This is a genomic window from Microbulbifer sp. Q7, from assembly GCF_001639145.1.
Lineage (GTDB): Bacteria > Pseudomonadota > Gammaproteobacteria > Pseudomonadales > Cellvibrionaceae > Microbulbifer.
Window position 1 is genome coordinate 610562 of the sequence record NZ_LROY01000002.1, and the last position, 24069, is coordinate 634630.

The following is a 24069-nucleotide window of genomic DNA, read 5'->3' on the forward strand; positions in this document are numbered from 1 at the left end:
CATCACATGAGTAAAGATGTTGCGGTCGTGGTGCAAACTCATTGGGATCGGGAGTGGTATTACCCCCACCAGACTTTTCTTGCGCGTCTGCTGCGGGTTATGCAGCAGGTTGTGGAGCAGCTGGATAGCGGCGAACTGAAAACTTTTCTGTTCGATGGGCAGGTTTCCGCCATCGAGGATTTCTATACACACGCGGAACCTCCACTGGTTGAGCGGGTGCGCGCCCATGTTCAGGCCGGGCGCATTGTGATCGGGCCCTGGTACATCATGGCCGACGAGTTCCTGTGTGCGGGTGAGTCCCTGGTACGCAATCTTGAAATGGGCATGTCACGAGCGGCCACTCACGGCCGCTGTCAGGCAGTGGGCTACCTGCCCGATACCTTTGGACACATCGCACAGATGCCGCAAATCCTGCGCGGCTTCGGCATCGACAATGCCGTGGCCTGGCGCGGTATCGATGCCCCTCAGTCCGAGATTCAGTGGTTGGCGCCGGATGGCAGCCGCGTTTTTACGGTGTTTCTGTCTGAGGGATATTACCAGCATCCTTTCAATACCGCGGACTGGCAAACGGCCCTGAATAGCTATCTGAGAAAAATCGTCAATCGCAGTGGCGGCGGTGAGTTGCTGCTGACCCAGGGTGGCGATCACCTGCTGACCATCGAAAACCTGCAGCAAAAAATTGAATCATATAACACCGAGCAGGGGGATTTCCGGCTAGTGCAGCGCAGTCTGGAAGCGTATATCCGGCGCGTGCAGGCAGCACACTCGGACGACGAATTCCCTGCGGTAACCGGCGAATTGCGGAACAATCAGACGGCGTTCGTGCTCCCGGATGTGCTGTCCACAAGGCAATACCTGAAAGACCAGAATCAGTCTCTGGAGGACCGGCTAACCGGTCTGGTGGAGCCATTGCTGGCACTGGCGGCACCGATGTTCGAGCAGGCAGAGTACTACCCGCACCACTATTTGGATCAAACCTGGCAGCTGCTGATTGAGCAGCACGCACACGATTCCATCTGCGGTTGCAGCGTGGATGCGGTGCACCGTGAAATGGAGGTACGCTTTACCCAGCTGCACCAGCGTCTGGATGCACTGACGGCTCAGGCGCAGTTGGCGTTGGGGATGTGCAATGACCGGGTCAGCTTCCATCGTGATGAACGTGCCCCGGATCCCTTTGCTGACGACCGCCGTTTCAGCCTGTTTAACCCTTCGCCCAAGCCACGCTCAGGCTGGCAGGTGTTTACGCTCTTCCTGCGCGGTGAAGCGTGCGAAGACCTGGTGATAAAAAACGCGGCCGGCGACAGTCTCCCGTCGATTTTGATCGCGCGGGAAAGCGCCAGTGAATTCCATTCTCCCGTCGATGATTTCCCGGATCTTGTGGCCGGGCATCGCTACACGATCGCGCTAAATATGACACTTGCGGGCCTGCAGATGCAGACCTGCGAGGTGCACAGCGGAACTCAGGACGCTGCATTTACAAGCGGCGTCGTGCCGGGGCAACACGCCATCGAAAATGCCTGCTATCGCCTTTCGGTAAACGACAACCGGCTGATTATTGAGGACAAGCGCCGCGGCCATCGCTATGACGATGCCCTGACGCTGGTCAGTGAGCTGGACGGAGGGGATACCTACAACTTCTCGCCGGTGGATGAACAGTACTACCGCGCCGACATTCTCTCCTGCGAAGTAAAGACACATAGTTCCGTGAATAGCGATCACGCAGTGCAGACCCTGGTACTGCGTTTGCGTCTGCGTCAGCCCGCGGGTCTCGACAGTGACCGGGGAATCGATCCCGCTTGGGTCGAGAGCGAGGGTGAGCTGCAGCTAAGGCTGATGCCGGAGGATGACTACATCGACGGTCAGCTGGAATGGGAGAACCATGCGCGCGATCAGCGACTGCGCTTGCAGTTGTCTCTCGGCAAACTGGTGACACACTCCGGGGCGGATAGTGCATTTCACTGGGTCGAGCGTGAAAAAACCTATAGTGATACGACCCAGGTCAGTGGTCAGCAGGAAGCGCCGGTTGCGGTATTCCCCAGCTACTCTGCGGTAAGTGCCGGCGCCGTGGGCTTCGTGCACCGCGGCCTGCAGGAGGCCGGGGTCATTGCAGCTGGAAACGAAGATCGCCTCGCCATCACATTGATCCGCAGTGTTGGCTGGCTATCCCGCCGCGACCTGAAAACCCGCGGGTTGGGCGCCGGGCCCGACCTTCCCACGCCGGAAGCCCAGTGTTTGCGGCCGCATCAATTCCTGTTCGCGTTTACCTTGCAGCAACCAGAACCGGTTTCCCTGCTGCAACGCGCGGAAGCATGGCGCAAGCCGGTGACATTGTTGCGCGGCGGGGGCATGGCGCAGCTGCCTGGATTGCAGCTAAAGGCGCCCGGGTTGCAGCTGAGCAGCTTGCGCAGAGTGCTGAGGGAGGGCGTGTCCGTACTGGAGATGCGGGTATGGAATCCCACGCAAAAGCCGGTGCACGCCAGGTTCAGCTGCGAAGATTTCACAAGAGTGGATCTGACCGGTCAGGTAACTGATGTCGCCGGTGATCCCGCAGAGGTCGCACCCCACCAGATTGCCACTTTCGTATTCCCATTTGACAAGCTGATGAATAGTAAACCGCCCGCGGAGACACAGCATGGCCAAGTATAAGATCCTGGCACTGCCGGTGGATGGAAGGCCGGTAACCCGTGAACAGGTGCAGATGGTCGCTCGGATTGCGGGCTGTGAAGTGCTTTGCCCTCCCGTAGCGTCACTCGGTCATTTTCGGGAGTCCGCAGACCGCGACCTGCTTAAAAACTGGATCGCACAGCACGTGGATGCCGTAGACGGATTTATTTTCTCCCTCGACATGCTGGTGTACGGCGGGCTGGTACCCAGTCGTTTTATCGAGGACGGGCAGGATGCATTACGTGCGCGCCTCGGATTGCTCGGGGAGTTAAAGGCGGGTTATCCGGACAAGCCGCTCTATGGTTTCAGTGCCACCATGCGCATGTCCAACAACAATGAAAATGAAGAGGAAAAGCGCTACTGGAGCCAGTACGGTAAAGATATCTGGGCCTGGTCGTACCACAGCGACCGCCATGCCTGTGCAGGAGATGCGCAAGATCAGGAGCTTGCAGAAACTGCACGGAATCGCATTCCGGCGGAAATCCAGCAGGATTACCTGAATACTCGCGCGCGTAACTTTGCGATTACCCGAGAAGTCCTGGCTCTGGTGGAGCGCGGCACGATCGACCGCTTGATTCTGCCGCAGGACGATACCGCCGAATATGGCTTCAATATTGCGGAGCGCCGGAAACTGCAGCAGTGGGTAGTGGAGCGGGAACTGAATGAGTCGGTGCTCATCTACCCCGGAGCAGACGAAGTGATCTACACCCTGCTGGTACACCAGTTGCAAACCTTGGAACATCGCAATGGGGTTAGTGCACCTGCGCTGCGCATTGCGCTGCGACCGCATCACGCCGCGGCCCTGAACGCCATGGTGGCGCGCTACGAAGATCGTCCGGTCATGGAGTCTATTCGTTGTCAGATCCATGCGGCCGGTGCCGAGCTGGTAGCCGACGAAGCATCCGCCGATGTCGTGATTGCCGTGCACTGTCGTGGCGCTAAGCAGGGTGACTGGGCAATGCAGTACCCCCTGGCGGAAGACCTTGGGCTGGACGCACAGTGGGTTGCACAGCTCAAGCAGGATCTGAAAGACAAACGTCGGCCAGTCGCACTGCTGGATCTCGCCTATGCCAATGGCGGTGACCCGGAGCTCCTCTCCGCACTGGAGAACTCAGCGGAAGCGGGACTCGCTGCCCTGCAGGCATATAGCGGATGGAATACCGCCAGCAATAGTATCGGCAGTCTGGTCGCCCAGTTGTGCGCTGCGACCAATGAGTTACGAGCTGGCAGGCAGGGGGCACACAATCAGCACCTGCTCGCCACCCGACTGCTGGACGATTACCTGTATCAGTCCCGCCTGCGCCAGACCCTGCGAGCGGAGCAGCGGGACCAGGGTCTCGCCGATGGCGATACGCAGACACTGGAGCAGGTCTATGTCGCCACCGCACGGCAATGGCTTGCGCGGCAGCGATTCAATACCGTATCGCTGGAGGGCGTCTACTTCCCGTGGCATCGCAGCTTCGAGATCGGATTGCGCACCTCACTGGCCACCACCGAGACAGTGGAGGCTGCGGTATGAGTAGCGCTCGCTTTCCCGTATCTGATACGCAAATACACGCTCAGGCGGCCGTGATCGGCGCTAGCCTTGGTGGCGTGATGGCCGCATGGCAATTGTGTCGCGCAGGCGTGAAAACAATTTTGACGAGTGAATTCCCTTGGATTGGGGGGCAGTTGACGAGTCAGGCGGTACCGCCGGATGAGCATCGCTATATTGAATCCTTTGGTGCATCCGCCAGTTACATGGCGTTTCGACGGGCCATGCGTGCGCATTACCGTTCGCAGGATAATTTTGTCGACAACTCATCGATGACCGAGGGCTGTAACCCGGGAGACGGCTGGGTGAGCCGGCTCTGTTTTGAGCCTGCGGTTGCCGAGCAGTATCTGTGTGGATTATTGCAGCCGTTTATCGACAAGGGTGTTCTGACGTTACTGGAAGCTGTGCGACCGGTAGCCGCCGCACGCAATGAACGCACTATCGCGTCGGTCAGTTTGCAGGGAAAAGAAGACACCGATTGTATCGACGTACACGCGGACTATTTTCTCGATGGCACAGATACCGGCGCGCTACTGGCGCTGGCGGATCTGCCTTACCGATTGGGTAAAGAGTCCCGTAGCGAATTCAATGAACCGCAGGCTCCGGAAAAACCGGATCCACGGGACCAGCAGCCGATCACCTTTGTGTGCGCCATGCGCTGGCATCCCGAGCCGGTAGAGCCGATACCGAAACCACCGGAGTACGATTTCTGGTGCGCGCACATTTTGCCGAACTACAACTATCCGCTGTTCTCCGATCATATTCCCGGACACGAAGGTTTCAGCGCAGTGCGCCTGCCATTCTTCGTTGCCGCCGCCATGGCCGGAGAGTTCCGGGATCAGACACTGGATTTGTGGCGGTATCGCCGGGTTGTGTCGGCACACAACTGGCAGGGTAAAACGGTTTGCGACGTGAGCCTGATCAACTGGGCGCAGAATGACTATGCGCTGCATCCGTTACTGGACGGAGATACACAAAACGAACAAGAAGTGACCGCGGCGGCCAAAGCGCTTACCCGCTGTTTTGTGCACTGGCTGCAGACGGAGGCGCCCCGGGAGTGTCTGGGTGAGCAAGGCTATGGCTTTCCCGAGCTGGCACTGGCGGACGATCTGCTTGGCACCAGCGATGGCTTTGCACAACAGGTCTACGTACGCGAGTCGCGCCGGATTGTCGGTCTGCAGACATTGAGCCAACGGGACATTCTGATGCACGAAGAGGATGCCGATCAGTGGCGTCCGGCGACTTCTGGCAACAGTGTCGGCATTGGCCTGTACAACATGGATATTCACCCCACCTGTGTCTCCGGTATGGGCAGCAATGCAAGAGTGCGCCCGTTCGAACTGCCGCTGGGAATATTCATTCCGGCGGACACCGATAACCTGCTGCCGGCCTGTAAAAATATCAGCGTCACCCATCTGGTGAATGCCGCCACGCGGGTACACCCCATCGAGTGGCTGGTTGGGGAAGTGGCTGGGCTGTTGGCCGCGTACAGTCTGCGCACCGGTGCGGCCCCAGCGGGTATTTATGAGAGCGCGGCGCGCACCGCGCAGTTTCAGTCTTATGCGCAGGAGCAGGGGATTCCTGTGCACTGGCCGGAAACCCCGGTGACTGCGAACGAGCCCTGATCCGAAAACAATTTAACGCAACGTATTTCAGAGGTTGCCCATGGCAAACTTACAATTGACCGCCGTCAAGAAACGGTTTGGCAATACCCAGACCATCCACGGTGTAGACCTGCAAGTTCAGCGTGGAGAATTCGTCGTTTTTGTAGGGCCATCCGGCTGCGGCAAGTCTACGCTCTTGCGCATGATTGCAGGCCTCGAAACGGTGAGTGCTGGCCAGGTACATATTGGTGGCCGCGATGTCACCGGGCTGCCGCCCAGCCAGCGCCAGGTGGCCATGGTGTTCCAGTCTTACGCGCTCTATCCGCACATGACCGCGGAGCAGAACCTGAGTTTCGGCATGCGTATGCGCGGCGTACCCAGGCAGGAAGTACAGCAAAAGGTGGCGCGGGCCAGTGCCGTATTGCAGCTGGAGCCGTATCTGAAGCGCAAGCCCGGCGAGCTGTCCGGCGGGCAATGCCAGCGTGTCGCCATCGGTCGCGCGCTGGTGCAGGACCCGGATGTGTTCCTGTTCGATGAGCCGCTGTCGAACCTCGACGCGGAGCTGCGGGTAAAAATGCGTACCGAGATCGCCGATCTGCACCGTCGCCTCGATGCCACCATGATCTATGTCACCCACGACCAGACCGAAGCCATGACCCTGGCCGATCGCATCGTCGTTCTGCGCAATGGTCGCATTGAGCAGGTGGGTGCGCCTATGGCGCTCTACACCAATCCTGCCAACCAGTTTGTAGCCGGGTTTATCGGATCGCCCAAAATGAATTTTCTCACCGCTCGCCTGGTGTCACAGTCCGCAGGGATGGTGACACTGCAGGTGGGCGCGGCGAAGCTTGACGTGCCGGTGCGTGAACCTCTCACAGCAGAGCAGGACGAAATGACCTTGGGGCTGCGCCCGGAACATCTTCTAATTGACAGTACTGGTCCATTGCTGGGACAGGTGCGAGCGGTGGAGCAACTGGGTTCCATCAGCTTTGTTTATTTGCAGGTGGCGGGACAGGATGTCTGTGTGCAGACACAGGCGCTGCCGCTCCCTCGTATTGGTGATGAGATCCGCATGAGTTTCGACACGGCGGATGCCTATCTGTTCGATGCGGAGGGCTTAACCGTATCGCCGCAAAAAACGGAAAAGGTCGGTGAGGCTGCCTGATATGCGAAGCGCGATCCGTGTACTGCTACTTCCTGTATTCGTTATCTGGGCGCAATTCACTACGGCACTGGGTGAGTCGTCGGACATGTCCGACAACCGTGATAATGCCCCATTACCCGAGGCCGTGAGGGGTGTCTGGCTGACCAATGTCGCCAGCGACGCGCTGTATACCCGGGAGGGGATCGAGCAGGCGGTTGAACTGTGTGCGGAGCTTGGGCTGAACAGCATATTTGTGGTGACCTGGAACAAGGGTAAAACCCTGTATCCCTCACAGATCATGCACGCATTTACCGGGATGGCTATGGACCCGGCTCTCGACCCGGAACAAACAGATCGCGATCCACTGCAGGAGCTGATCGATGCCGCGCACCGGCACAATATCAAGGTGTTTGCGTGGTTTGAATTCGGTTTCGCCGCGTCTCATGGCGAGCGGGGAGGAGAACTGATCCGGCGCAAGCCGCATTGGGCTGCACTGGATGTTAATGGCGAGTTGGTAACCAAAAACGGTTTTGAGTGGATGAATGCGCTGGATCCGGAAGTCCAGTCGTTTATGACTTCATTGGTGTTAGAGGTTGTGCGTAACTATGACGTCGACGGCATTCAAGGCGATGACCGCCTGCCAGCACTGCCTTCCGAAGGCGGCTATAACCCGGAGATCGCGGCCGCTTACCTCGCTGAAACGGGCACAGCACCACCGGCGGATAGCAAAAATTCTGAATGGCTGCAGTGGCGTGCAAACCGCCTGAATCAATACGCTATGGATCTTTACCGGGCGGTGAAGGCGGAAGATCCCGATGTCATTGTGTCCTTTTCCCCTTCGATTTTCCCCTGGTCCCGCGAGCAGTATCTACAGGACTGGCCCAGTTGGCTGGCGCAGGGTTCGGCGGATTTATTGATCCCCCAGGTATACCGCCATGACCTGGAAAGTTACCGAAGTACCCTCCGTGAAACGCTCACCTACGTCCCCGCCGCGCAGCGCGACGCTTTCGCACCGGGTGTGTTGATCAAGGTCGGTGAAACTATGCCATCACAGGAAATGATGGACGGAATGCTGGCGGCCAATCGCGAGGCGGGTCTGTTGGGGGAAGTGTTCTTCTTTTACGAAGGGCTTGAGGACTACCGGGACGTAATTCGCGGGTCTTATGCCTCACAGCCTGTCAGGTTTCCCGAGGCGCTGTAACGCCGAAAGCACGACAGAACCAACAAGCGATAGCGAACAACAAAATGAGGGAAGTATTTTGAAAGTCGTCTGTTTTGGTGAGGCGCTGGTGGACATGTTGCCCAAGCGGATGTCCAGAAGCGGTTTCACCAGTTATCCCGAGCAATTCACAAAATTTGCCGGAGTGGCATTGGCAAGTGCCTCCGTGGCGGCGGTAAAGCTGGGGGGTATACGTACTTGGCCGGTATGCTGGGCGAAGATACGTTTGGGTACTTGCTCAAGGAATCGCTTCACTCGGAAGGGGGCAAAACGGATTTCGTCAGGTTCACAAGCCAGGGCAAGATCGCACTGGCGTTTGCCACTTGTATCGAAACGGGAATCAGCGACGCGCAGGATGGCCTGTCAAGGTAGTGGATTGATCGGTTTATCGAGCATCACCAGGGCTTGGCCGTATTGTGCGGAAGTTTCTGCACAAACCATCGGGAAAATTCTGACAGCGAATGTAAATTATTGTGCTCTGGAGGACGAACATGGGTAAACAATTGGTTTTACTGCTATTCATCGTCACCGGTATCACCGGTGCCCATGGACAGGTTCCCGAAACTAGCCAGCAATTACTGGTGACGATTAGCAATAGTTGGGATGCAGATACCGGTGAACTACATGCGTTCAGTCGCACCGAGAGTGGCTGGAGGCCGATACTGGAACCGATACCCGTCAACCTTGGTCGTACCGGGCTTGCCTGGGGAATTGGCTTGCACCCTGAATCCATCGTAGGCAAAGAGGACCCTCAGAAGCGGGAGGGGGACGGTAAGGCCCCAGCGGGCATTTTTCGCCTGGGGGATGCATTCGGATACCCCAGTGCACTGAATACCGGTCTCGGTTACCAGCCCATGACGGCCTCCCACTACTGTATCGATGTGTCTGCCTCCCCCCTATATAACCAGACGGTGGATGCGGAACTGGTCGGCAAGCAGGCGGTGCAGGGCTCTTCCGAAGGTATGCGTCGGGACATCCACTACGGTGATCAGCAGTACAAAAAAGGAATTTTCGTAGCGCATAACCCGGCCAATGTGCCGGGTGCGGGAAGCTGTATATTTGTGCACCTCTGGAAAGCGGCGGGCAGCGCTACCGCTGGATGTACCGCCATGGCGGAGCCGGAGATGGATGCAGTGCTCAAGTGGCTGCGGGCCGACCAGCAACCGGTGTACGTAGCGCTGCCCAGGCAACAGTACCGGGCATTGCAGTCACAGTGGCGTTTGCCGGCACTGTAAAGTATTCATTGTAAAACTAACTATCGGCGCCGACGATAGTTGCAAACTGTCACCGAACACCATGCTGTTTAAACTGAGCTCGATACCCGCTGCTTAATTGTGGCGGTCTTTCACTACGGTTGAAAACGAGCATAGCGATGAGCAGCAAAAACTGGCAGGCGGACAAGCGCCACTGGATGCATCCATGGACCCACTTCGATTCTTTTGAGGAAGAGGGCTCCCTGATGATGGCCCGTGCCAAGGGAGCACGGGTCTGGGACGAACAGGGCAAGTCCTACTTTGATGCGGTGGGTGGCCTCTGGTGTACCAACATTGGCCTCGGCCGCGAGGAGATGGCGGAAACGATCGCCGAGCAGGTTCGGGAAATGGCCTACGCCAATCCCTTCGTGGACATTTCCAACGTGCCCGCAGCACAGTTAGCGAAGAAACTGGCGGAGCTGGCGCCCGGGGATATCAACCGGGTGTTTTACAGTTGCGGTGGTTCCACGGCAATCGATACCGCCTTCCGCCTGGTGCACTTTTACCAGAACTGCCGAGGCAAACCGCATAAGAAACACATCCTGGCGCGCAAGGGTGGTTACCACGGTAGTACCTATGCGGCCATGTCGATTACCGGTAAGTCCGGTGACAAGATCCCGGAGTTCGACTATATCCAGGACTCCATTCACCACCTGAGCTGCCCCAACCCTTATCGTGCGCCCGCCGGCATGGACGAAGAGAAATTCTGCGATTTCCTTGTAGAGGAGTGCAAGCAGAAGATTGCGGATCTGGGGGCTGATAATATCGCTGCGTTTTTTGCTGAGCCCATCCTTGGTTCTGGTGGCGTGATCGTACCGCCGGAGGGCTACAATCGCCGTATCTGGGAGCTGTGCCAGGAGAATGACATTCTGTTCGTTGCCGATGAGGTGGTCACCGCTTTTGGAAGAGTGGGCCACTGGTTTGCCTCGAAAGACCTGTTTGGCGTGCAGCCGGATATCATCACCTGTGCGAAAGGGCTGACATCAGGCTACCTGCCACTGGGCGCGACCTTGTTTTCCGATCGTATATACGAGGTCATTTCTACGGGTGATGCCGATCGCTACTTTGCCAGTGGCTACACTTACTCAGGGCATCCCGTTGCCTGCGCGGCGGCACTCAAGAATATCGAGATCATCGAGCGGGAGAACTTGCTCGAACGTGTTGTTGAAGTGGGAGCTTACTTCGAAAAGCGCTTGCAAACCCTGCGGGATTTGCCCCTGGTCGGTGATGTTCGGGGTAAGCGCTTCATGATGTGTGTGGAAAATGTCGCGGACAAGTCTACCAGGCAGCTGTTGCCCGATGAGCTCAATATCGGCAAGTGGATATCCGATCGTGCGGAGTCGAACGGCTTGATCGTCCGGCCTATCGTACATCTGAATGTGATGTCGCCCCCTCTCACCATGAGTCGTGGTGAGGTGGATTTTGTGGTGGAACAGCTGGGCGCGGCCATCGAGCATGCCTACCACGATCTGCGTAGAGAAGGGCTATTGCCGAGCCCCCGGAAGCTGATCGCCTGATCTGTGGTACACCAAGAGCCCGTCACGCGGGCTCTGTCACACTCTTCTCTGTGGAAAGCACGCGAGATACCTCATCAATCAGTTTTTGCCCCGCAGGCCCCAGGGTTTTTCTGCGCGACCAGATCAGGTCCGTGCAGTAGGGATAAGGCGTCAGCTGAAAATTGGTATTCAGTATGGTGATCGCGCCGCGGTCGATATGCGGCCGCGCGATGTGCAAGGGCGTAAACGCCCAACCCAGACCGGCGGTGAGCATGGTCATGAACAATGAGTAGCTCTCCAGGTACCAGATGCGATCGCTCAGATCGTTCTCCGGCATAGAGGCGGGGTCGCTACTGGCGCTGATGCGTAGATGCAAGTGATTGTGCAAGTCCTGCACGCCCACCGTATCCAGCGTGGTGAGCGGGTGGTTTTTGCCCGCGACCATCACAAACGAGCAGTTGCCAACGCCGCGAAAATCAAAGTCCTCCGGGTAGTCGCTCTGGCTTAAAACGATCCCGATATCGGCTTTGCCCTCGCGCACCAGCGCTGCTGCACTATTGCCAGACGCATGTAGGAGGGTGACGGTAACGGTACCAAACTCCGAATAAAAGGCTTCCAGGCTTTCTGTCAGTGCTTTCAAATCGATCGAAGACTCGTCGATCGCGATGGTCAGCGACTCTTCCAGCCCAGCATTCAGGCTGCGGCTCTTGGCTTCGAAGCGGGAGTAAGAGTTCAGGAGCGAGCGTGCATCGTGCAGCAGGGATCGACCCTGTGCGGTGAGTTTAGGCTCGCGGCCTGAGCGATCGAAAAGTGTCAGGCCGGTATCAATTTCAAGGTTGCTGATCAGACCGGAAACCGTGGACTGCGCCTTACCCAGTGACCGTGCAGCCGCTGAAAACGAGCCACTGCGTGCCGCCGCCTCAAACGCTTCCAGCTGTTCCGGAGCAATAAAAAAACGCGATTCCATAACTTGCCTGAATGTTTTACTGACTTTTGTTCTGACAGGGTAGCGCTGATGTGCCTTGAGGGAGTGGCGCTGTCAATAGTCGTTTGTGACCGGAGGTGTGGTATCGGTACATCCCTTGCTCCCGACCAATTTCCATTGTCCTTCACGTTTGCTTTGTCTATTGCGGTTGCGAAATGACTGGCTTACGGTACCTCGCTCCCGGCCCCACCGTGGCAATACCTTGTATCGGTCTAACCTATGAGAGCGACTTTAACAAAGCCGACGACCGTGTAAAGCAGAGAGCACAAACACGTCTCTATCTAACCGGGTATATGTCCGAATTTAACCGCAAGGGCACGTGTTACCCGGCGCATTCCCCCAAGTATCAATCCAGTCATGCTCAGTTGAGTTCCGCATAGGGCCAGCTATTCACGGATATTGGTGAATATTCAATACAGGATGGCAAAATTTTTGGACCCTTGTCGGTGCCCCGGAAGTGGGCGGCATGCCATTTTGCCCACACAATGTGGTCAACTTTGGAGCTCAATTGGCCGGCACCGTGCTAATCACGCCATCTGGCGATCCGGGCCTCTAAACTATCGCCAATACCGATACTTGATATTTTCCAATTCTTACTGGCTAACGAGATCCTGACTTAAGGGTGGAAGAGTTCGCGCGCCCACGAACAGAGTCTGAATTTAATAATAAGGAACCAGGGTATGTTGCCATTCAATAAGAAGCCGATTGCTTATCTCATTTCGGCGTTTGCGCTCAGCGTTACGCCGGCGGTGTTTGCGCAGGACGATACTGAAGAAGAAACGGAAAATTCGCAGCAGCAAAGTCGGCTGGTGGAAAATGTCGTGGTTACGGCGACACGCCGCGAAGCCTCTGTTGAGGATATTCCAATTAATATTTCGGCCATTGGTGAGGCGGAGCTGCGCAAGCGCGCCATTACCGATCTAAAAAGCCTTATTGAGGATTCAGTAACAATTAGTGCACCGGCTAATTCGGCGCGCTTCGCAGATTCTGTAACGGTTCGCGGTTTGAATGTATCTGCGGTAAATCAGAATAACCTCGAGTTCTTTGTGCGCTCGACGCTCGCTTACTATCTCGATGAGACGCCCCTTCCTAATATTGGCTATCGAATTAAAGACATCGCGCGTGTAGAGACCCTGTTGGGACCACAAGGCACGCTGTATGGTTCTGGCAGCCTTGGTGGCACTGTCCGATATATTACCAACCAGCCGGATTTTGAAGAATCCACTGTCCGTCTCAATTCCGGCATTTACCAAACGGCTGGCGGGGGCATGAGTACGGACACTGATGTGGTGATTAATCAACCCCTTGGAGAAAATCTGGCGATACGTGCGTCGCTGGCATACCTGGATGAAGCTGGTTTCACTGATCGTGTCGTCTCACCATCATTTCGATCGGAGAATCCATGGACAAATCCCGATGGGACGGGCAAAAAACGCTACGAAAATGACGATTATCAGAATGTGACCACCGGGAAAGTTGCACTGGCATGGCAGTTCAATCCCGATGCCAAACTGACTTTCACACATGCGCAGCAAAGCCAGCTGGCAAATGGTTCCCGGGGCTCTACGCTTGACCCGACTCAGGATGGCGATGTGCTCCAATACGGCCAGGATGTCGTAGTGGGGCGGTATCGCGAATACGCGGATCGATCCTTTAAATTGGACTCATTGGACCTGGAGTGGGACTTCGAACACTTCGCCATGAAATCCAGCACCTCTCACTTTGAAGACACCCGCGAGGGACGGGCAAATTACGGGATTGGGTTTGTTTACTATGGTGACTGGGGCTGGAGTGCACTCACGCCAGAGGAAACCGACGAATCTCCCTATATGGTATTCGACAACACGTATTCAGGTATCAGCCATGAAACCCGGTTCGTTTCCATGGTGGATGGCCCGATTAGCTGGGTTGGCGGTATCTACTATACCCAGCAGGAACGCAGCCTTGCGTTTCAAGAGCATTTTCCGACTCTGGACGCGGTTGGTGGATTGGATCGAGACGCCATTGGCGGCGAGCAGAATGTGGGGTATGCCGAGGATATCAATACGGAATATAAGGAACTGGCCCTATTTGGTGAGTTGACTTACGCCGTCACTGATCGTTGGGACGTAACCGTCGGAACACGGGTATTCAATTACTCCGATGAGGCGGATCCGCGCATCACCGATTACGCGTTTGGTTTGGTAGATACCAAGGGCGCGGTTGAAAACTCAGCGTCAGGCGAGAAATTCTATAAGCTGAATACTTCTTATGAGCTAACTGATGACGTGCTCATGTATGCAACAGCATCTCAAGGTTTTCGTCGAGGTGGTGTAAACGGATTCAAAGGGCAAGGTGACCAGAATGTATCGGCCGCTGCGCAGAATTACCAACCAGACTCGGTGAATAATTTTGAACTGGGTTTGAAGGGGTCTTTTCTTGACGACCTGCTGTACATCGAAACAAATATTTACCAGATTGCCTGGGAGAATACGCAGACCTACTATAGCCAATCGATCAACGGCTTCCCGTTGAATGGCACCACAAACGGACCGGACGCAGAGTCTCAAGGCTGGGAGTTTTCCAGTCGTCTTCGCGTGAGTGACAATGTTTCATTGACTTACTCGACCGCCACAACTGAGGCGAAGTGGGCAGAGACTGAAGAAGTCTGCCTGTACGCGGATGGCTCGGAATGTCGCACCTGGTCTGAAGGTGGACTCTTGGGCGGCGCACCAGAATGGCGTCACAATCTGGTGGCGAATTTCTACCGTGATCTGAGCAATGGTTTGACCCTTTCCGCAAGCGTTCGTGGTTCCTATAGCAGTGAGGTTCAAAGCGATCGCGCGGATTCTCCTGATGCGGAACCCTACCGATACGATTCCTACACACTTTACAGTGCCAATGTTGGCCTGAGTGGCGATCAGTGGAGTGCGGGTCTTTGGGCCAGAAACCTAACCAATGAACGTGCCGAGGTTTCCTATCAATCTGAAAATTACGTGGGGAATCGATTGATTCAGACCATGCCTCGTACGCTTGGATTGAACGTCTCCTACGATTTCTAATCTCGCTCACATCTTGTGGACTACTTGGGGGCACCTTCGCCCCCTTTTTTCTTTTTGCGAATTTTCTATTGCACAACGGCGCCAAATGTGAAGAATAAATTATTCCATCTGGTGCTAAAGAATAAGATTGGTTATTTATTATGCTGGTAAGACGCTCGCTCATAAGGGTCGTGGCAGCCTGCTCGGTGGTCGCACTGACCTCGATTGTGGCCTCTTGTACGGATTCTGTGCCGCTGCATGAGTCAGCTGCAGTGGACGCATTGAGTCTGCGCCAGAAGGTGGCGCAAAAGCTGATGCTCGATATCCGCTATTTCTGCCCGGACCAGCAGCGACCAGCGGCAGGCAAAGCGGGCAACCGGCACTGTGATCAGCCGGTGACCGAACTCCCTCGGGAGCTGGCCGGCATGATCCGGGATTCCGATCTAGGCGGTATTATTCTGTTTGCGGACAACCTCGAGCAGAGTGCGCAGATCGTAAGACTCAATCGTGCGTTGCAACAGGCCGCGGCGGAGTCTGCCAGCGGGTTGCCGCTATTGATCGGCATTGACCAGGAAGGCGGCCGGGTCAATCGGTTGCCGCGGGATGAGGCAGCGGCATTTGCCGGCAATATGGCCATCGGTGCGACCTATGCCCGCGAGGGAGATCGCTTCGCCAGTGCTACTGCTGAAGTAATGGCGGATCAACTACGTGCGCTGGGTTTCAACGTGAACTTCGCGCCCACGCTGGATGTAAACAGTAATCCCGATAATCCAGTCATCAACGTACGCTCCTACAGTGAGGACCCCAAGGTAGTGGCGGAACTCGGTTCTGCCAGCGTCGCTGCGTTTCAGCGGCAGGGCGTGGCTGCAACGGTCAAACATTTCCCCGGGCATGGCGATACCAGCGTAGATAGTCACACGGGGCTGCCGCGGGTAGAGCGTTCCCTCGAGCAAGCGCAGGCCGTTGACCTGCTGCCTTTCCGCCAGGTGATCCACAACGCACAGCCGGCGCTGACCATGACCGCGCATATCCAGTACCCAGCGCTGGACACTACGACCCTGATATCCCGCTCCGGTGAGCAGATGCTTGCCCCGGCCACACTTTCCCGAAAAATCCTCACTGGTATTTTGCGTGGGGAAATGGCGTATGACGGGGTCATTGTGACCGACTCCCTCAATATGGCGGGAATCAGCGATTACTTTACGCCGGAGGAAGCGGTGGTAAACACCTTCGCCGCGGGTGCCGATATTGCACTGATGCCAATCAAGATCCGTTATCCAGAAGACCTGGTGCAACTGGATAAGCTGATCGACCGCGTTGTTGAGGCACTCGAAGCGGGGGAGATTTCCGTCGATGAGTTGGATTCATCTGTCGCACGGGTACAGCGCCTGAAACAGCGTTATATCGATGCGCAATGGGCACAGCGTGATGAGGCTGAAGTGATAAGCCGGGCAAAGGCCATACTGGCATCCACAGAACATCGCACGCTCGCGCTGACTCTGGCCAACGCCGCATTGACCAATATTTTTCCCCCACAGCCATCGGCACTACCGGTGATCGGCCCGCAAGCCAGGCAGATTCAGGTGCTGACACCAAATCGGGCGGTTGGAGAAGCCTTTCGTATCGCACTGGAGCAGGTGAGTGACGCCGAGATCTCACTGCTAGTGCCCCGAGAGGCAGAGGCTGCGGTGAGAGACTCCGGTGCAGATACATTGATCGTAGCGAGTATTGTACCGACAGAAAGCGCGGTAGAGCTCGGCGGGATGGAGGACTTGCCCATTTTGCAGGAGCGGATCACCGACCAGGGTGTACTCTATGAAATCTATCGCCAATCCCTCAGTGCGGCGAATGCACGCGGCGCGAAGACGGTGTTTATCAGCATGCGCTCTCCCTACGAAGCGGCACAATTTGAATCACTCGCGGACGTGCATCTGGCAAGTTTTGATTACAAAGCCTATATCGGCCCGGACGATACACTGGAGGGCCCGATTTACCGTGCGATCGCCAATGCGCTGGTAAGCCAAGAGGCGGTTGTTGGTCAGTTACCGGTAACCGTGATAACTCCGGCGAACCTGAATGTCAGCGATGCATCCGTTGATAACGAGGGCTGAGATCGATAGAAGCTCGCGGCTTCTATCGGTTCCGCCTCTGGTTAGTCATTTAGCAATGGCCGGTTGAATCTTCACACTTGCGGGTATCGAAGTCAGAAAAACAATAACAGGTGCGCCATGGAAATGGATTTGTGTTACCTAGATGCCTGCGAGGTGCTGAAACACTATAAAAGCGGAATGATTTCTCCGGTTGAAGTGTTACAGGCACACATCGAGCGTTACCAGCAGGTCGGCGCAGAGGTCAATCCGTTTACCCAGAGTATGTTTGAGCGTGCCCTACAGCAGGCCCGGGCTGCAGAACAAGCCTATCAACGCAAGAAAGCACGTCCACTAGAGGGCGTGATTACTGCGATCAAAGATGAGACTTACATTCGCGGTGAAGTCACCACGAACGGATCGCGCCTGCTGCAGAACAACGTAGCAGATATCACCGATCCGGTGCCGGAGCGCCTGCTCGCTGCTGGCTCCATCTTTCACGCCCGTACCGCCACCCCGGAATTTTCCGTAGCCTCCTATACCTGGTCTGATCTGTGGGGGGTAACGCGTAACCCCTGGAATACCGATATCACTCCCGGCGGATCGTCCGGTGGTTCTGCAGCGGCTCTGGCCGCGGGGCTCTGTACCATCGCGAACGGCACAGATATGGGTGGTTCCGTGCGTATTCCAGCGGCGCAGTGCGGCGTAGTGGGGCTCAAAGCCTCCCATGGGCGTATCCCCGAAATCCCCCCGTACAACGTGGATCCCTATGTACACCACGGCATGTTGACCCGCAGCGTGCGGGACATGGTTTTACTGTACAACCTGATTTCCGGCCCGCACCCGGTGGATCTTATGTCGCAGATGGCCAAAGAGCCGGTGGCGTCGGTACCGCTGGATCTGCGTGGACTGAAAATTGCGCTTTCGCTGGATCTTGGGTTTTTCTCTCTGGACGACGACGTGCGTAGTAATACGCTGGCTTACGCGGAAACGCTGCGGGGCCTCGGTGCGGACGTTGAGCTAGTTACCCTCGACTGGGATGCGCGCTGTATCCGCACCGCACAGATCCACCAGGGCGCGCAGATGGGGCACATGCTGCGAAAAAAATACGATCGTGCTGAATATCACGATCAATTGACCAGTTATGTGAAGCACTATTTCTCGCTCTCTTCTGCCGCGTCACCGCAACGTATTCTTGAAGCCAATGACTATGCGCAGCATATGTGGCAAGCACTGGAGAAAGTCTTCCAGACCTACGACTTCCTGCTGTGCCCGACGGTGTGTTCTACCCGTGTCCCTGCGGATTTTGATTACAGCCGCGACACACTGGAAATCGATGGTGTTGCGGTAGATCCGGTGAAAGGCTGGTTTATGACCTATCCGTTTAATACCTTGAGCCGCTGCCCGGTACTCTCCGTGCCAAGCGGGTTTGCGGCCAACGGTGTGCCCACGGGAGTTCAGCTGGTGGGGCACCCTTATGCCGACACCCGATTATTGCAGCTCGGCCTGGGTATCGAAGCGGAGCTGGGTGTTTTCCTCCATGCGGGCAATCGGCCACTGGATTTACAGGTAGTAAAGGCATGATCAAGCAATGCGCACGTGTAATTCGCTCAGAAATCCGGGCCGGTCGATTCTGTGGCCCGACCTCAGGTCTGGCGGCTGGCTATGTGCAGGCCAACATCGCCATGGTGCCCGAGCAGTACGCCGATGCATTCACTGAGTTCTGCACGCTGAACAGTCGTGCATGTGCCTTGTTACATCGCACAGAGCCCGGCGAGTACCGCATGCCCGAACTGGGTGATGCCATCGATATTCGCACCGATGTACCGCGCTACCTGGTACATCAACAGGGCAGGGAAGCTCAGGAAGTTACCGATATTAACGATGTCTGGCGAGACGACCTGGTCACCTTTGCGCTGGGTTGTTCTTTCTCCTTTGAGGAAGCGTTGATCGGCGCGGGCCTTGAAGTACGCAATATCACCGAAGGACGCAATGTACCTATGTATCGCACACAGGCCGCTTGCGAGGCCGCCGGGCCGTTTCACGGCAATCTGGTGGTGAGCATGCGGCCTTTCTCAAGTGATTCTATTGCGCTGGCCAGTGATATTTCAGGCCGCTACCCACTGGTACACGGTGCACCGGTCCATATCGGCAATCCCTCAGAACTGGGTATTAACGATATTGCCACACCAGAATATGGCGAGGCTGTTTCCGTTTTACCTGAAGAAGTGATGGCATTCTGGGCGTGCGGCGTGACTGCGATTGAAGCACTGCGGAATGCCGGCCTGGATTTCTTTATTACCCATGCGCCCGGACATATGTTGATTACGGATCGCTTGAACGATGCATTGGAAGCGGTGACGGATATTCGGGTTTTGGGGTGGGGCGAAAAACAAACCGCAGTTTGACTCAGCACGGAAGTGACAATCTATGGCGAGCTATTCCTTGAATATTTTTCGGCGTCCGGACACGGTACATCTCGCCAACCAGATAGAGGGTTTGCTGGTTGCCGGGAATCTACGTGGTATGGAAACGGTGCGCAGTAGCGGCTACCGGGGTTACTTGCTACCCGCTGCACAGTCACTGCTGCAGAATCGACAGCGCGTAGCCATTGTCAGCGGCTTCCCTGTAGCAGGTCAGTATGAAACGGATGGCCCAGCGGGTGCGATCGCAATGGCACGCAGTTTGCGTGCACTGGGTTCAGAGGTGGCCTTGCTGGGCATCCGTGAATACGCGGAGCAACTGACCGGAGCATTGCCGTCGGCGGTTAGCGACGGTGCAGCCCTTGTGGACTCCGTGGTTGCGTTCGATCGCGAAACCTTTTCAGACGAGTTGCCTCGTTTTATAAAAACGTTCGCTCCGACATTAATCATCTTTATTGAGGTACCTGGTTCCGGTGCGGATGGTCACTATCGCAATATGCGATTCGACCCGGTCGACGGAGCTACCCTCCCGTGGGAGCAGTTGCTCTCGTTGGCAGAATGCCCATCGCTGGCCATTGCAGACGGTGGCAATGAGCTGGGAATGGGGCGCTTGCGGGAACAATTGCAAAACCTGCCAGTTTCCTGCGCCACGGCCACCACAGACCAGCTTGTAATTGCCGATGTGTCGAACTGGGGCGCCTATGGCTTGCTCGGGCTGGCATCGGTCTGTATACGACGTCCGCTGCTGGATGAATTCGTCTTGACGGATTGTCTTGAGGCGCTGGTGGCCGCAGGGATGGTAGATGGGGTGACGGGCTGTAATATCGCCACCGAGGATGGGTTGCCTCTGGTGCGCAGCCAGTCAATCTATGCAGGCATTCAGGCACTGTCCTCCTCCCTGATTCCTCAGAGAGGAGGTACGCCGGTCATTTCTCAGACGTCCTTCGCAGCGAGAACTGCCTGATTGATATCCGGGTAGCCACTGAGCTTTTGAGGGAAGTATTTTTCCAGTAACGCAAGCAAAATAGCGCGGCTGTGGTTGTCCACCTCGCCGTCGACTTTCCAGGGACGGAAGTGATACTGGAAGGCCCGGGTGTACAGGGTGATTTCTGCATCCGTCGCATTTTCCGGGTCGATACCATAACCGTAGTCGTTCAGCCATTGGGCGAAGCGCAGCCGTACGCTGTCGCGGTCACTGGTGGTATTGCCATTCAGGAAGTCCAGGTGACGCTTGACGGTAGCGTCATCATACCAGGCGCCGATACCGGCTTCTGCGAGCTGTTGCCAGGGAAACTTCGGGCCGGGATCAATTTTCCACTGTGGGATAATGTCACCGTGGCCGACGACACGGGTCGGCGTAATGTCCGGGTAGCGCGCCAGAATATCCTTGGAGAGCGCGATAACCAGCTCCATCTGCTTAGGATCGAAGTCGGGAAAAAAACAGACTGCTTCTGTTTCCGCTTCCGGGGTGGATTCCGCGGGCGGGTGGCAGTGGCTTTTGTTGACGATTTCGATACCAATCGAGTGGTCGTTCAGCTGACTGCGATCTTCCCAGATACTTGGGCCCGCGTGCCAGGCCCGGCGCGTCTCATCCACCAGTTGATACACCCGAAGATCTTCATGGGGGTAGCTTGGGTCGTCACTTTCAGGAACCAGGTAGTGCGAACTGACCGGCGAGGAACTTGGTTGGGTGAGAACCCGTAATGACGTATCGAAGTCAATCGCCGTGAAGTGCATGACCAGAAAGCGAACGCGCTCGCTGGCGTTTTGCGATTCGACCACTTCAATTTTATAGGCATCGCTCTGGTGATTGAGGCCGGCACTGGTGCCAACACAACCGAAATTGAAAAGCGAAGCGGATGCCGCGGTGGCGAGTAGCGCGGCTCGCCCCAGTGTCTGTTTTATTATATTTGACATAGTGAATCCTTCAGTCGAATGCCCGAGTCAAAGTCCTTAGCAGGGATTGTGGTGATTTTTACCAGCCCGTCGTTGGAGGTCATGCGGTGGATATAGCGGCCTCCCCCCAGGGCGATACCGACGTGTGTCAGTACGCCTTCGGCCCAATCGCCATAGGTGTTTTTCAGGAAAACCAGGTCACCGGGCTGTAGAGCTTCGATCGAAGCGATTTTTTGACCAAATTCATCGGAAGCCAGTGAGTCTACATGCTCGGGCAGCAACTCATCGTCCGGTCCCAGTAGATGTTTGTCCCAAGGGTTTTGTGTTTCCAGTGTGGCAAAATGCTCACCGCAGGCGGCCACCAGAATTTCCCGTGTCCAGTTCATGCACTGCTCCGCCGTGCCGACCCGGTACTCGCGGTTCTCCCAGGGCAAGGCCTCCACCACGAGTTTTTCGGCCATGGTGGCAGTGGGCTCCGAAGCAGCTGGGCTGATGTGTGCGGTTGTGCTTTTTACTGGCGTTGCACCCGCTTCCGGAGATGTTGCCTGTTCACAGCCATTGAGCGTGAATGAGGCCGCTAAGATAAGCAAAGGAAAAAGTCTATTCATGGTGTCTGAACTTCCACACAGTTATTGTTTCTCTCGGTGTCCGGTGTGATCCACATCGGGTCGATGCATGCTCCGGAGAGCGTTCCAGGGTACGGCAGCTGAAGGGCCAATCGACCATCCTGCGCCCGCATCCAGGTTTGCGCCGGCACGTTCAACATCCGCTGACTGCCATCTTTAAAGGAAAGCGCCAAGGGAATCGGTAGCAGACCCTCCCCGTGATTAACGATCTCGAATGTGTACCACTTCACCGTTTCACCCGTATGAGGCTCGTGTGCTGTCGGTAACGATACAGAAGCAAAGCTGCGTTTCTTGGTATAGGGATCCGCGAGCTCGGGCAACTGATCGACGACGAAATCTTGAATGCCGCCGACGGTATAGGCGAGTGCATCGGGTGCGGGCAAATCCGCGCGGGATATCGGTAGCGCCTGATCAGCGAGGCTAATCTGGCGGATGCCGAGGTCGATGGTGTGATTCTGGTAAAACCAACTGCGCCAGAACCAGCTGAGATCAGTACCGGCTGCCGTTTCCATCGCCCGGAAAAAGTCCCCGGGTGTCGGGCGCTTGCCTTGCCAGTGGTGCGCAAAATCCGCCAGTGCCGGATCGAATACGTCTGCCCCCAAAACAAGGTGTCGCAGGACATTCAAAAGGCTTGCTGTCTTGTTGTAAGCGTTATCAATTTTCCGGTGCAGGGAATCGGCGCTACTCATAACCGGCTGGCTGATGGCGTCACTGGTGTATTTCGCCACCGAGCGGGGTTCGCCGTAAATAACGTCGAAATTGACTTCCCAGCTATGTTCCGCGCGATATTCGATAAAGCTGACCAGCCCCTCATCCAACCACGCCCATTCCCGCTCATCCGTATTGATACGCATGGGAATATAGTTGTGGCCCACCTCATGAATCACTGTGCCGATGAAATCGTATTTGGTGAGTTTGTCCCAGGCCGGCAGCTCCCCATTGAATGCCGATCGCTCGGGTCGGGTGGCAATAGTTGCAAGGCCGGGGTACTCCATACCGAAGCCAGCGGCATTGACGATACTGATATCGGTCGCGTTCAGGGGAAACAGCGCGGCATCGAATGTGGTGAGCGTGTGATTAATGGCAGCCAGCCCAAATTGCTCCCACAGCGGTGCTGCCTCGCGGGGATAAAATTGCTGCAATCTGCGTCCGCGTGCGTCGCGCTTTACCTGCCACAGGAAAGCGGGCGAGGTACTGAACGCAAAATCGCGCAGGTCATCGCCGGAAAATTCCCACCGAACGAATTCCTGTGAGTGCTCGCTACGCTGCTGTTGCGCCTGACTGTGGCTGACAATATGTGTTGCGGTCGGTGAAATGCCCTTCCAGCGAGCTAGTTGCTCTCGAGTCAGGACGGCCGATGCATTTTGCAGTGATCCACTTGCGGCCACGACGTAATTAGCCGGTACCGAAATATTCACTTTATAGTTGCCAAACTCGGTGGAAAACTCTCCCTGCTGCAGGAACGGTTTGAGCTGCCAGCCTGCGTAATCGGTGTAGGCGACCGCGCGGGGAAACCACTGTGCAGCGACATAAATGGGAGCACCGTCGTCAAGGCGTTCGTATCCGCTACGCGCACCAGTGGCCACTTTGTCGTGTAGAGACAGTGCCCATTCGATTTTCAGCGACTTGCGGGAATCGGGTGACAGCTCATGAGGCAGGAATACCTGCAGATGCGTGTCGTTTATCCGCCAGCGCAGTGGCATGCCTACGGCGTCTGTTACGGCGAGGATATCGAAACCGGTTGCTGCAGAGCGCGCCAGGGAACGTATGCGGCTGCGTTCATTTTCTTGCGCGAGTAGGGCGTAAGCGGCGGCGGAATCCGGGTTTAGGGCATTGTGATCCAGTGCAAAGAACAGCTGCTGTAATGGATCGGGCGAGTTGTTGTGGTAGGTCACTTCAGCGCTGGCGGTGATTCGGTTATCCGCTGGGTCAAGCTTCGCCGAGATTCGGTAGTCCACCTGTTGCTGCCAGTAATTTGGCGACGGAAGGCCATTGGCAGTGCGGTAGGCGCCGAGGCCCAGCTCAACCTGCGTCAACCTGCGGAACGGGTCGTCTGCATGCACCGGCATGCCTGTCATGAGGAGTGTAGTGATGCCGATCCATTGCATTCTAGTAAGT

At 56.3% G+C, this 24069-nt stretch carries 16 protein-coding genes; 12 read left to right on the plus strand and 4 right to left on the minus strand.

Features of this window, described 5'->3' with window-relative positions:
- The first annotated feature begins 6 nt into the window (after nucleotides 1-6).
- The 7 genes from AU182_RS08230 to AU182_RS08260 all read left to right on the plus strand — a co-directional run bounded on the left by AU182_RS08230 (nucleotide 7) and on the right by AU182_RS08260 (nucleotide 10935).
- Nucleotides 7-2646, plus strand: coding sequence for a hypothetical protein (locus tag AU182_RS08230; protein ID WP_066963495.1), 2640 nt, complete (start codon nucleotides 7-9; stop codon nucleotides 2644-2646).
- Nucleotides 2633-4183, plus strand: a complete 1551-nt coding sequence (locus tag AU182_RS08235) for a DUF4127 family protein (protein ID WP_066963498.1) — start codon at nucleotides 2633-2635, stop codon at nucleotides 4181-4183. Before AU182_RS08230 ends, AU182_RS08235 begins: the two co-directional genes overlap by 14 nt.
- On the plus strand, nucleotides 4180-5823 hold the full coding sequence (locus AU182_RS08240) for an FAD-dependent oxidoreductase (RefSeq protein ID WP_066963501.1): 1644 nt from the start codon (nucleotides 4180-4182) through the stop codon (nucleotides 5821-5823). The genes AU182_RS08235 and AU182_RS08240 overlap by 4 nt, the downstream gene beginning before the upstream one ends.
- A 40-nt stretch (nucleotides 5824-5863) precedes the next feature.
- Nucleotides 5864-6967 (plus strand): ABC transporter ATP-binding protein, encoded by a 1104-nt coding sequence (locus AU182_RS08245; RefSeq protein WP_066963509.1) that lies wholly within the window; start codon nucleotides 5864-5866, stop codon nucleotides 6965-6967.
- A 1-nt stretch (nucleotide 6968) separates the two neighbouring features.
- The gene (locus tag AU182_RS08250; protein ID WP_082859310.1) at nucleotides 6969-8147 is read left to right on the plus strand and encodes a glycoside hydrolase family 10 protein; all 1179 of its coding nucleotides are present in this window, start codon (nucleotides 6969-6971) and stop codon (nucleotides 8145-8147) included.
- Between the two features lie 509 nt (nucleotides 8148-8656).
- Nucleotides 8657-9400: a L,D-transpeptidase gene (locus AU182_RS08255; protein WP_227718185.1), complete on the plus strand. Its 744-nt coding sequence runs from the start codon at nucleotides 8657-8659 to the stop codon at nucleotides 9398-9400.
- Between the two features lie 137 nt (nucleotides 9401-9537).
- Nucleotides 9538-10935: an aminotransferase gene (locus AU182_RS08260; protein WP_066963521.1), complete on the plus strand. Its 1398-nt coding sequence runs from the start codon at nucleotides 9538-9540 to the stop codon at nucleotides 10933-10935.
- A 22-nt stretch (nucleotides 10936-10957) separates the two neighbouring features.
- On the opposite strand, the gene AU182_RS08265 is transcribed toward AU182_RS08260, so the two are convergent.
- A complete protein-coding gene (locus tag AU182_RS08265; protein ID WP_066963530.1) occupies nucleotides 10958-11881 on the minus strand; it encodes a LysR family transcriptional regulator in 924 nt (307 codons plus the stop codon).
- Between the two features lie 698 nt (nucleotides 11882-12579).
- Here AU182_RS08265 and AU182_RS08270 point away from each other — a divergent pair.
- The 5 genes from AU182_RS08270 to AU182_RS08290 all read left to right on the plus strand — a co-directional run bounded on the left by AU182_RS08270 (nucleotide 12580) and on the right by AU182_RS08290 (nucleotide 20393).
- Entirely contained in the window at nucleotides 12580-14940 is a 2361-nt protein-coding gene (locus AU182_RS08270) for a TonB-dependent receptor (protein WP_066963536.1), read from the plus strand.
- Between the two features lie 251 nt (nucleotides 14941-15191).
- A complete protein-coding gene (locus AU182_RS08275) occupies nucleotides 15192-17030 on the plus strand; it encodes a glycoside hydrolase family 3 N-terminal domain-containing protein (RefSeq protein WP_193754315.1) in 1839 nt (612 codons plus the stop codon).
- Between the two features lie 123 nt (nucleotides 17031-17153).
- Nucleotides 17154-18590, plus strand: a complete 1437-nt coding sequence (locus AU182_RS08280; protein ID WP_082859495.1) for an amidase — start codon at nucleotides 17154-17156, stop codon at nucleotides 18588-18590.
- Nucleotides 18587-19414, plus strand: coding sequence for a putative hydro-lyase (locus tag AU182_RS08285; protein ID WP_066963554.1), 828 nt, complete (start codon nucleotides 18587-18589; stop codon nucleotides 19412-19414). Before AU182_RS08280 ends, AU182_RS08285 begins: the two co-directional genes overlap by 4 nt.
- A gap of 22 nt (nucleotides 19415-19436) precedes the next feature.
- On the plus strand, nucleotides 19437-20393 hold the full coding sequence (locus tag AU182_RS08290; RefSeq protein ID WP_066963561.1) for a glutamate cyclase domain-containing protein: 957 nt from the start codon (nucleotides 19437-19439) through the stop codon (nucleotides 20391-20393).
- Here AU182_RS08290 and AU182_RS08295 read toward each other — a convergent pair.
- Genes AU182_RS08295 through AU182_RS08305 form a run of 3 tightly spaced genes read right to left on the minus strand, consistent with a single transcriptional unit; the run spans nucleotide 20363 to nucleotide 24059 of the window.
- On the minus strand, nucleotides 20363-21346 hold the full coding sequence (locus AU182_RS08295) for an N-acetylmuramoyl-L-alanine amidase (RefSeq protein WP_066963564.1): 984 nt from the start codon (nucleotides 21344-21346) through the stop codon (nucleotides 20363-20365). The two genes, AU182_RS08290 and AU182_RS08295, sit on opposite strands and share 31 nt — an antisense overlap.
- Nucleotides 21334-21933 carry an NlpC/P60 family protein gene (locus AU182_RS08300; RefSeq protein WP_227718186.1) on the minus strand — a complete coding sequence of 200 codons (600 nt, stop codon included), beginning with the start codon at nucleotides 21931-21933 and terminating at the stop codon, nucleotides 21334-21336. The genes AU182_RS08295 and AU182_RS08300 overlap by 13 nt, the downstream gene beginning before the upstream one ends.
- A complete protein-coding gene (locus AU182_RS08305) occupies nucleotides 21930-24059 on the minus strand; it encodes a M1 family metallopeptidase (RefSeq protein ID WP_153039189.1) in 2130 nt (709 codons plus the stop codon). The genes AU182_RS08300 and AU182_RS08305 overlap by 4 nt, the downstream gene beginning before the upstream one ends.
- Nucleotides 24060-24069 lie beyond the last annotated feature (10 nt).

Excerpts from the sequence above, each read along its gene's own strand:
- AU182_RS08300 (WP_227718186.1), bottom strand. The coding sequence starts at position 21,933 with ATGAATAGACTTTTTCCTTTGCTTATCTTAGCGGCCTCATTCACGCTC.
- AU182_RS08260 (WP_066963521.1), top strand. The coding sequence starts at position 9,538 with ATGAGCAGCAAAAACTGGCAGGCGGACAAGCGCCACTGGATGCATCCA.
- AU182_RS08235 (WP_066963498.1), top strand. The coding sequence starts at position 2,633 with ATGGCCAAGTATAAGATCCTGGCACTGCCGGTGGATGGAAGGCCGGTA.
- AU182_RS08250 (WP_082859310.1), top strand. The coding sequence starts at position 6,969 with ATGCGAAGCGCGATCCGTGTACTGCTACTTCCTGTATTCGTTATCTGG.
- AU182_RS08290 (WP_066963561.1), top strand. The coding sequence starts at position 19,437 with ATGGCGAGCTATTCCTTGAATATTTTTCGGCGTCCGGACACGGTACAT.
- AU182_RS08240 (WP_066963501.1), top strand. The coding sequence starts at position 4,180 with ATGAGTAGCGCTCGCTTTCCCGTATCTGATACGCAAATACACGCTCAG.
- AU182_RS08265 (WP_066963530.1), bottom strand. The coding sequence starts at position 11,881 with ATGGAATCGCGTTTTTTTATTGCTCCGGAACAGCTGGAAGCGTTTGAG.
- AU182_RS08280 (WP_082859495.1), top strand. The coding sequence starts at position 17,154 with ATGGATTTGTGTTACCTAGATGCCTGCGAGGTGCTGAAACACTATAAA.
- AU182_RS08295 (WP_066963564.1), bottom strand. The coding sequence starts at position 21,346 with ATGTCAAATATAATAAAACAGACACTGGGGCGAGCCGCGCTACTCGCC.
- AU182_RS08305 (WP_153039189.1), bottom strand. The coding sequence starts at position 24,059 with ATGCAATGGATCGGCATCACTACACTCCTCATGACAGGCATGCCGGTG.
- AU182_RS08245 (WP_066963509.1), top strand. The coding sequence starts at position 5,864 with ATGGCAAACTTACAATTGACCGCCGTCAAGAAACGGTTTGGCAATACC.
- AU182_RS08255 (WP_227718185.1), top strand. The coding sequence starts at position 8,657 with ATGGGTAAACAATTGGTTTTACTGCTATTCATCGTCACCGGTATCACC.
- AU182_RS08270 (WP_066963536.1), top strand. The coding sequence starts at position 12,580 with ATGTTGCCATTCAATAAGAAGCCGATTGCTTATCTCATTTCGGCGTTT.
- AU182_RS08285 (WP_066963554.1), top strand. The coding sequence starts at position 18,587 with ATGATCAAGCAATGCGCACGTGTAATTCGCTCAGAAATCCGGGCCGGT.
- AU182_RS08230 (WP_066963495.1), top strand. The coding sequence starts at position 7 with ATGAGTAAAGATGTTGCGGTCGTGGTGCAAACTCATTGGGATCGGGAG.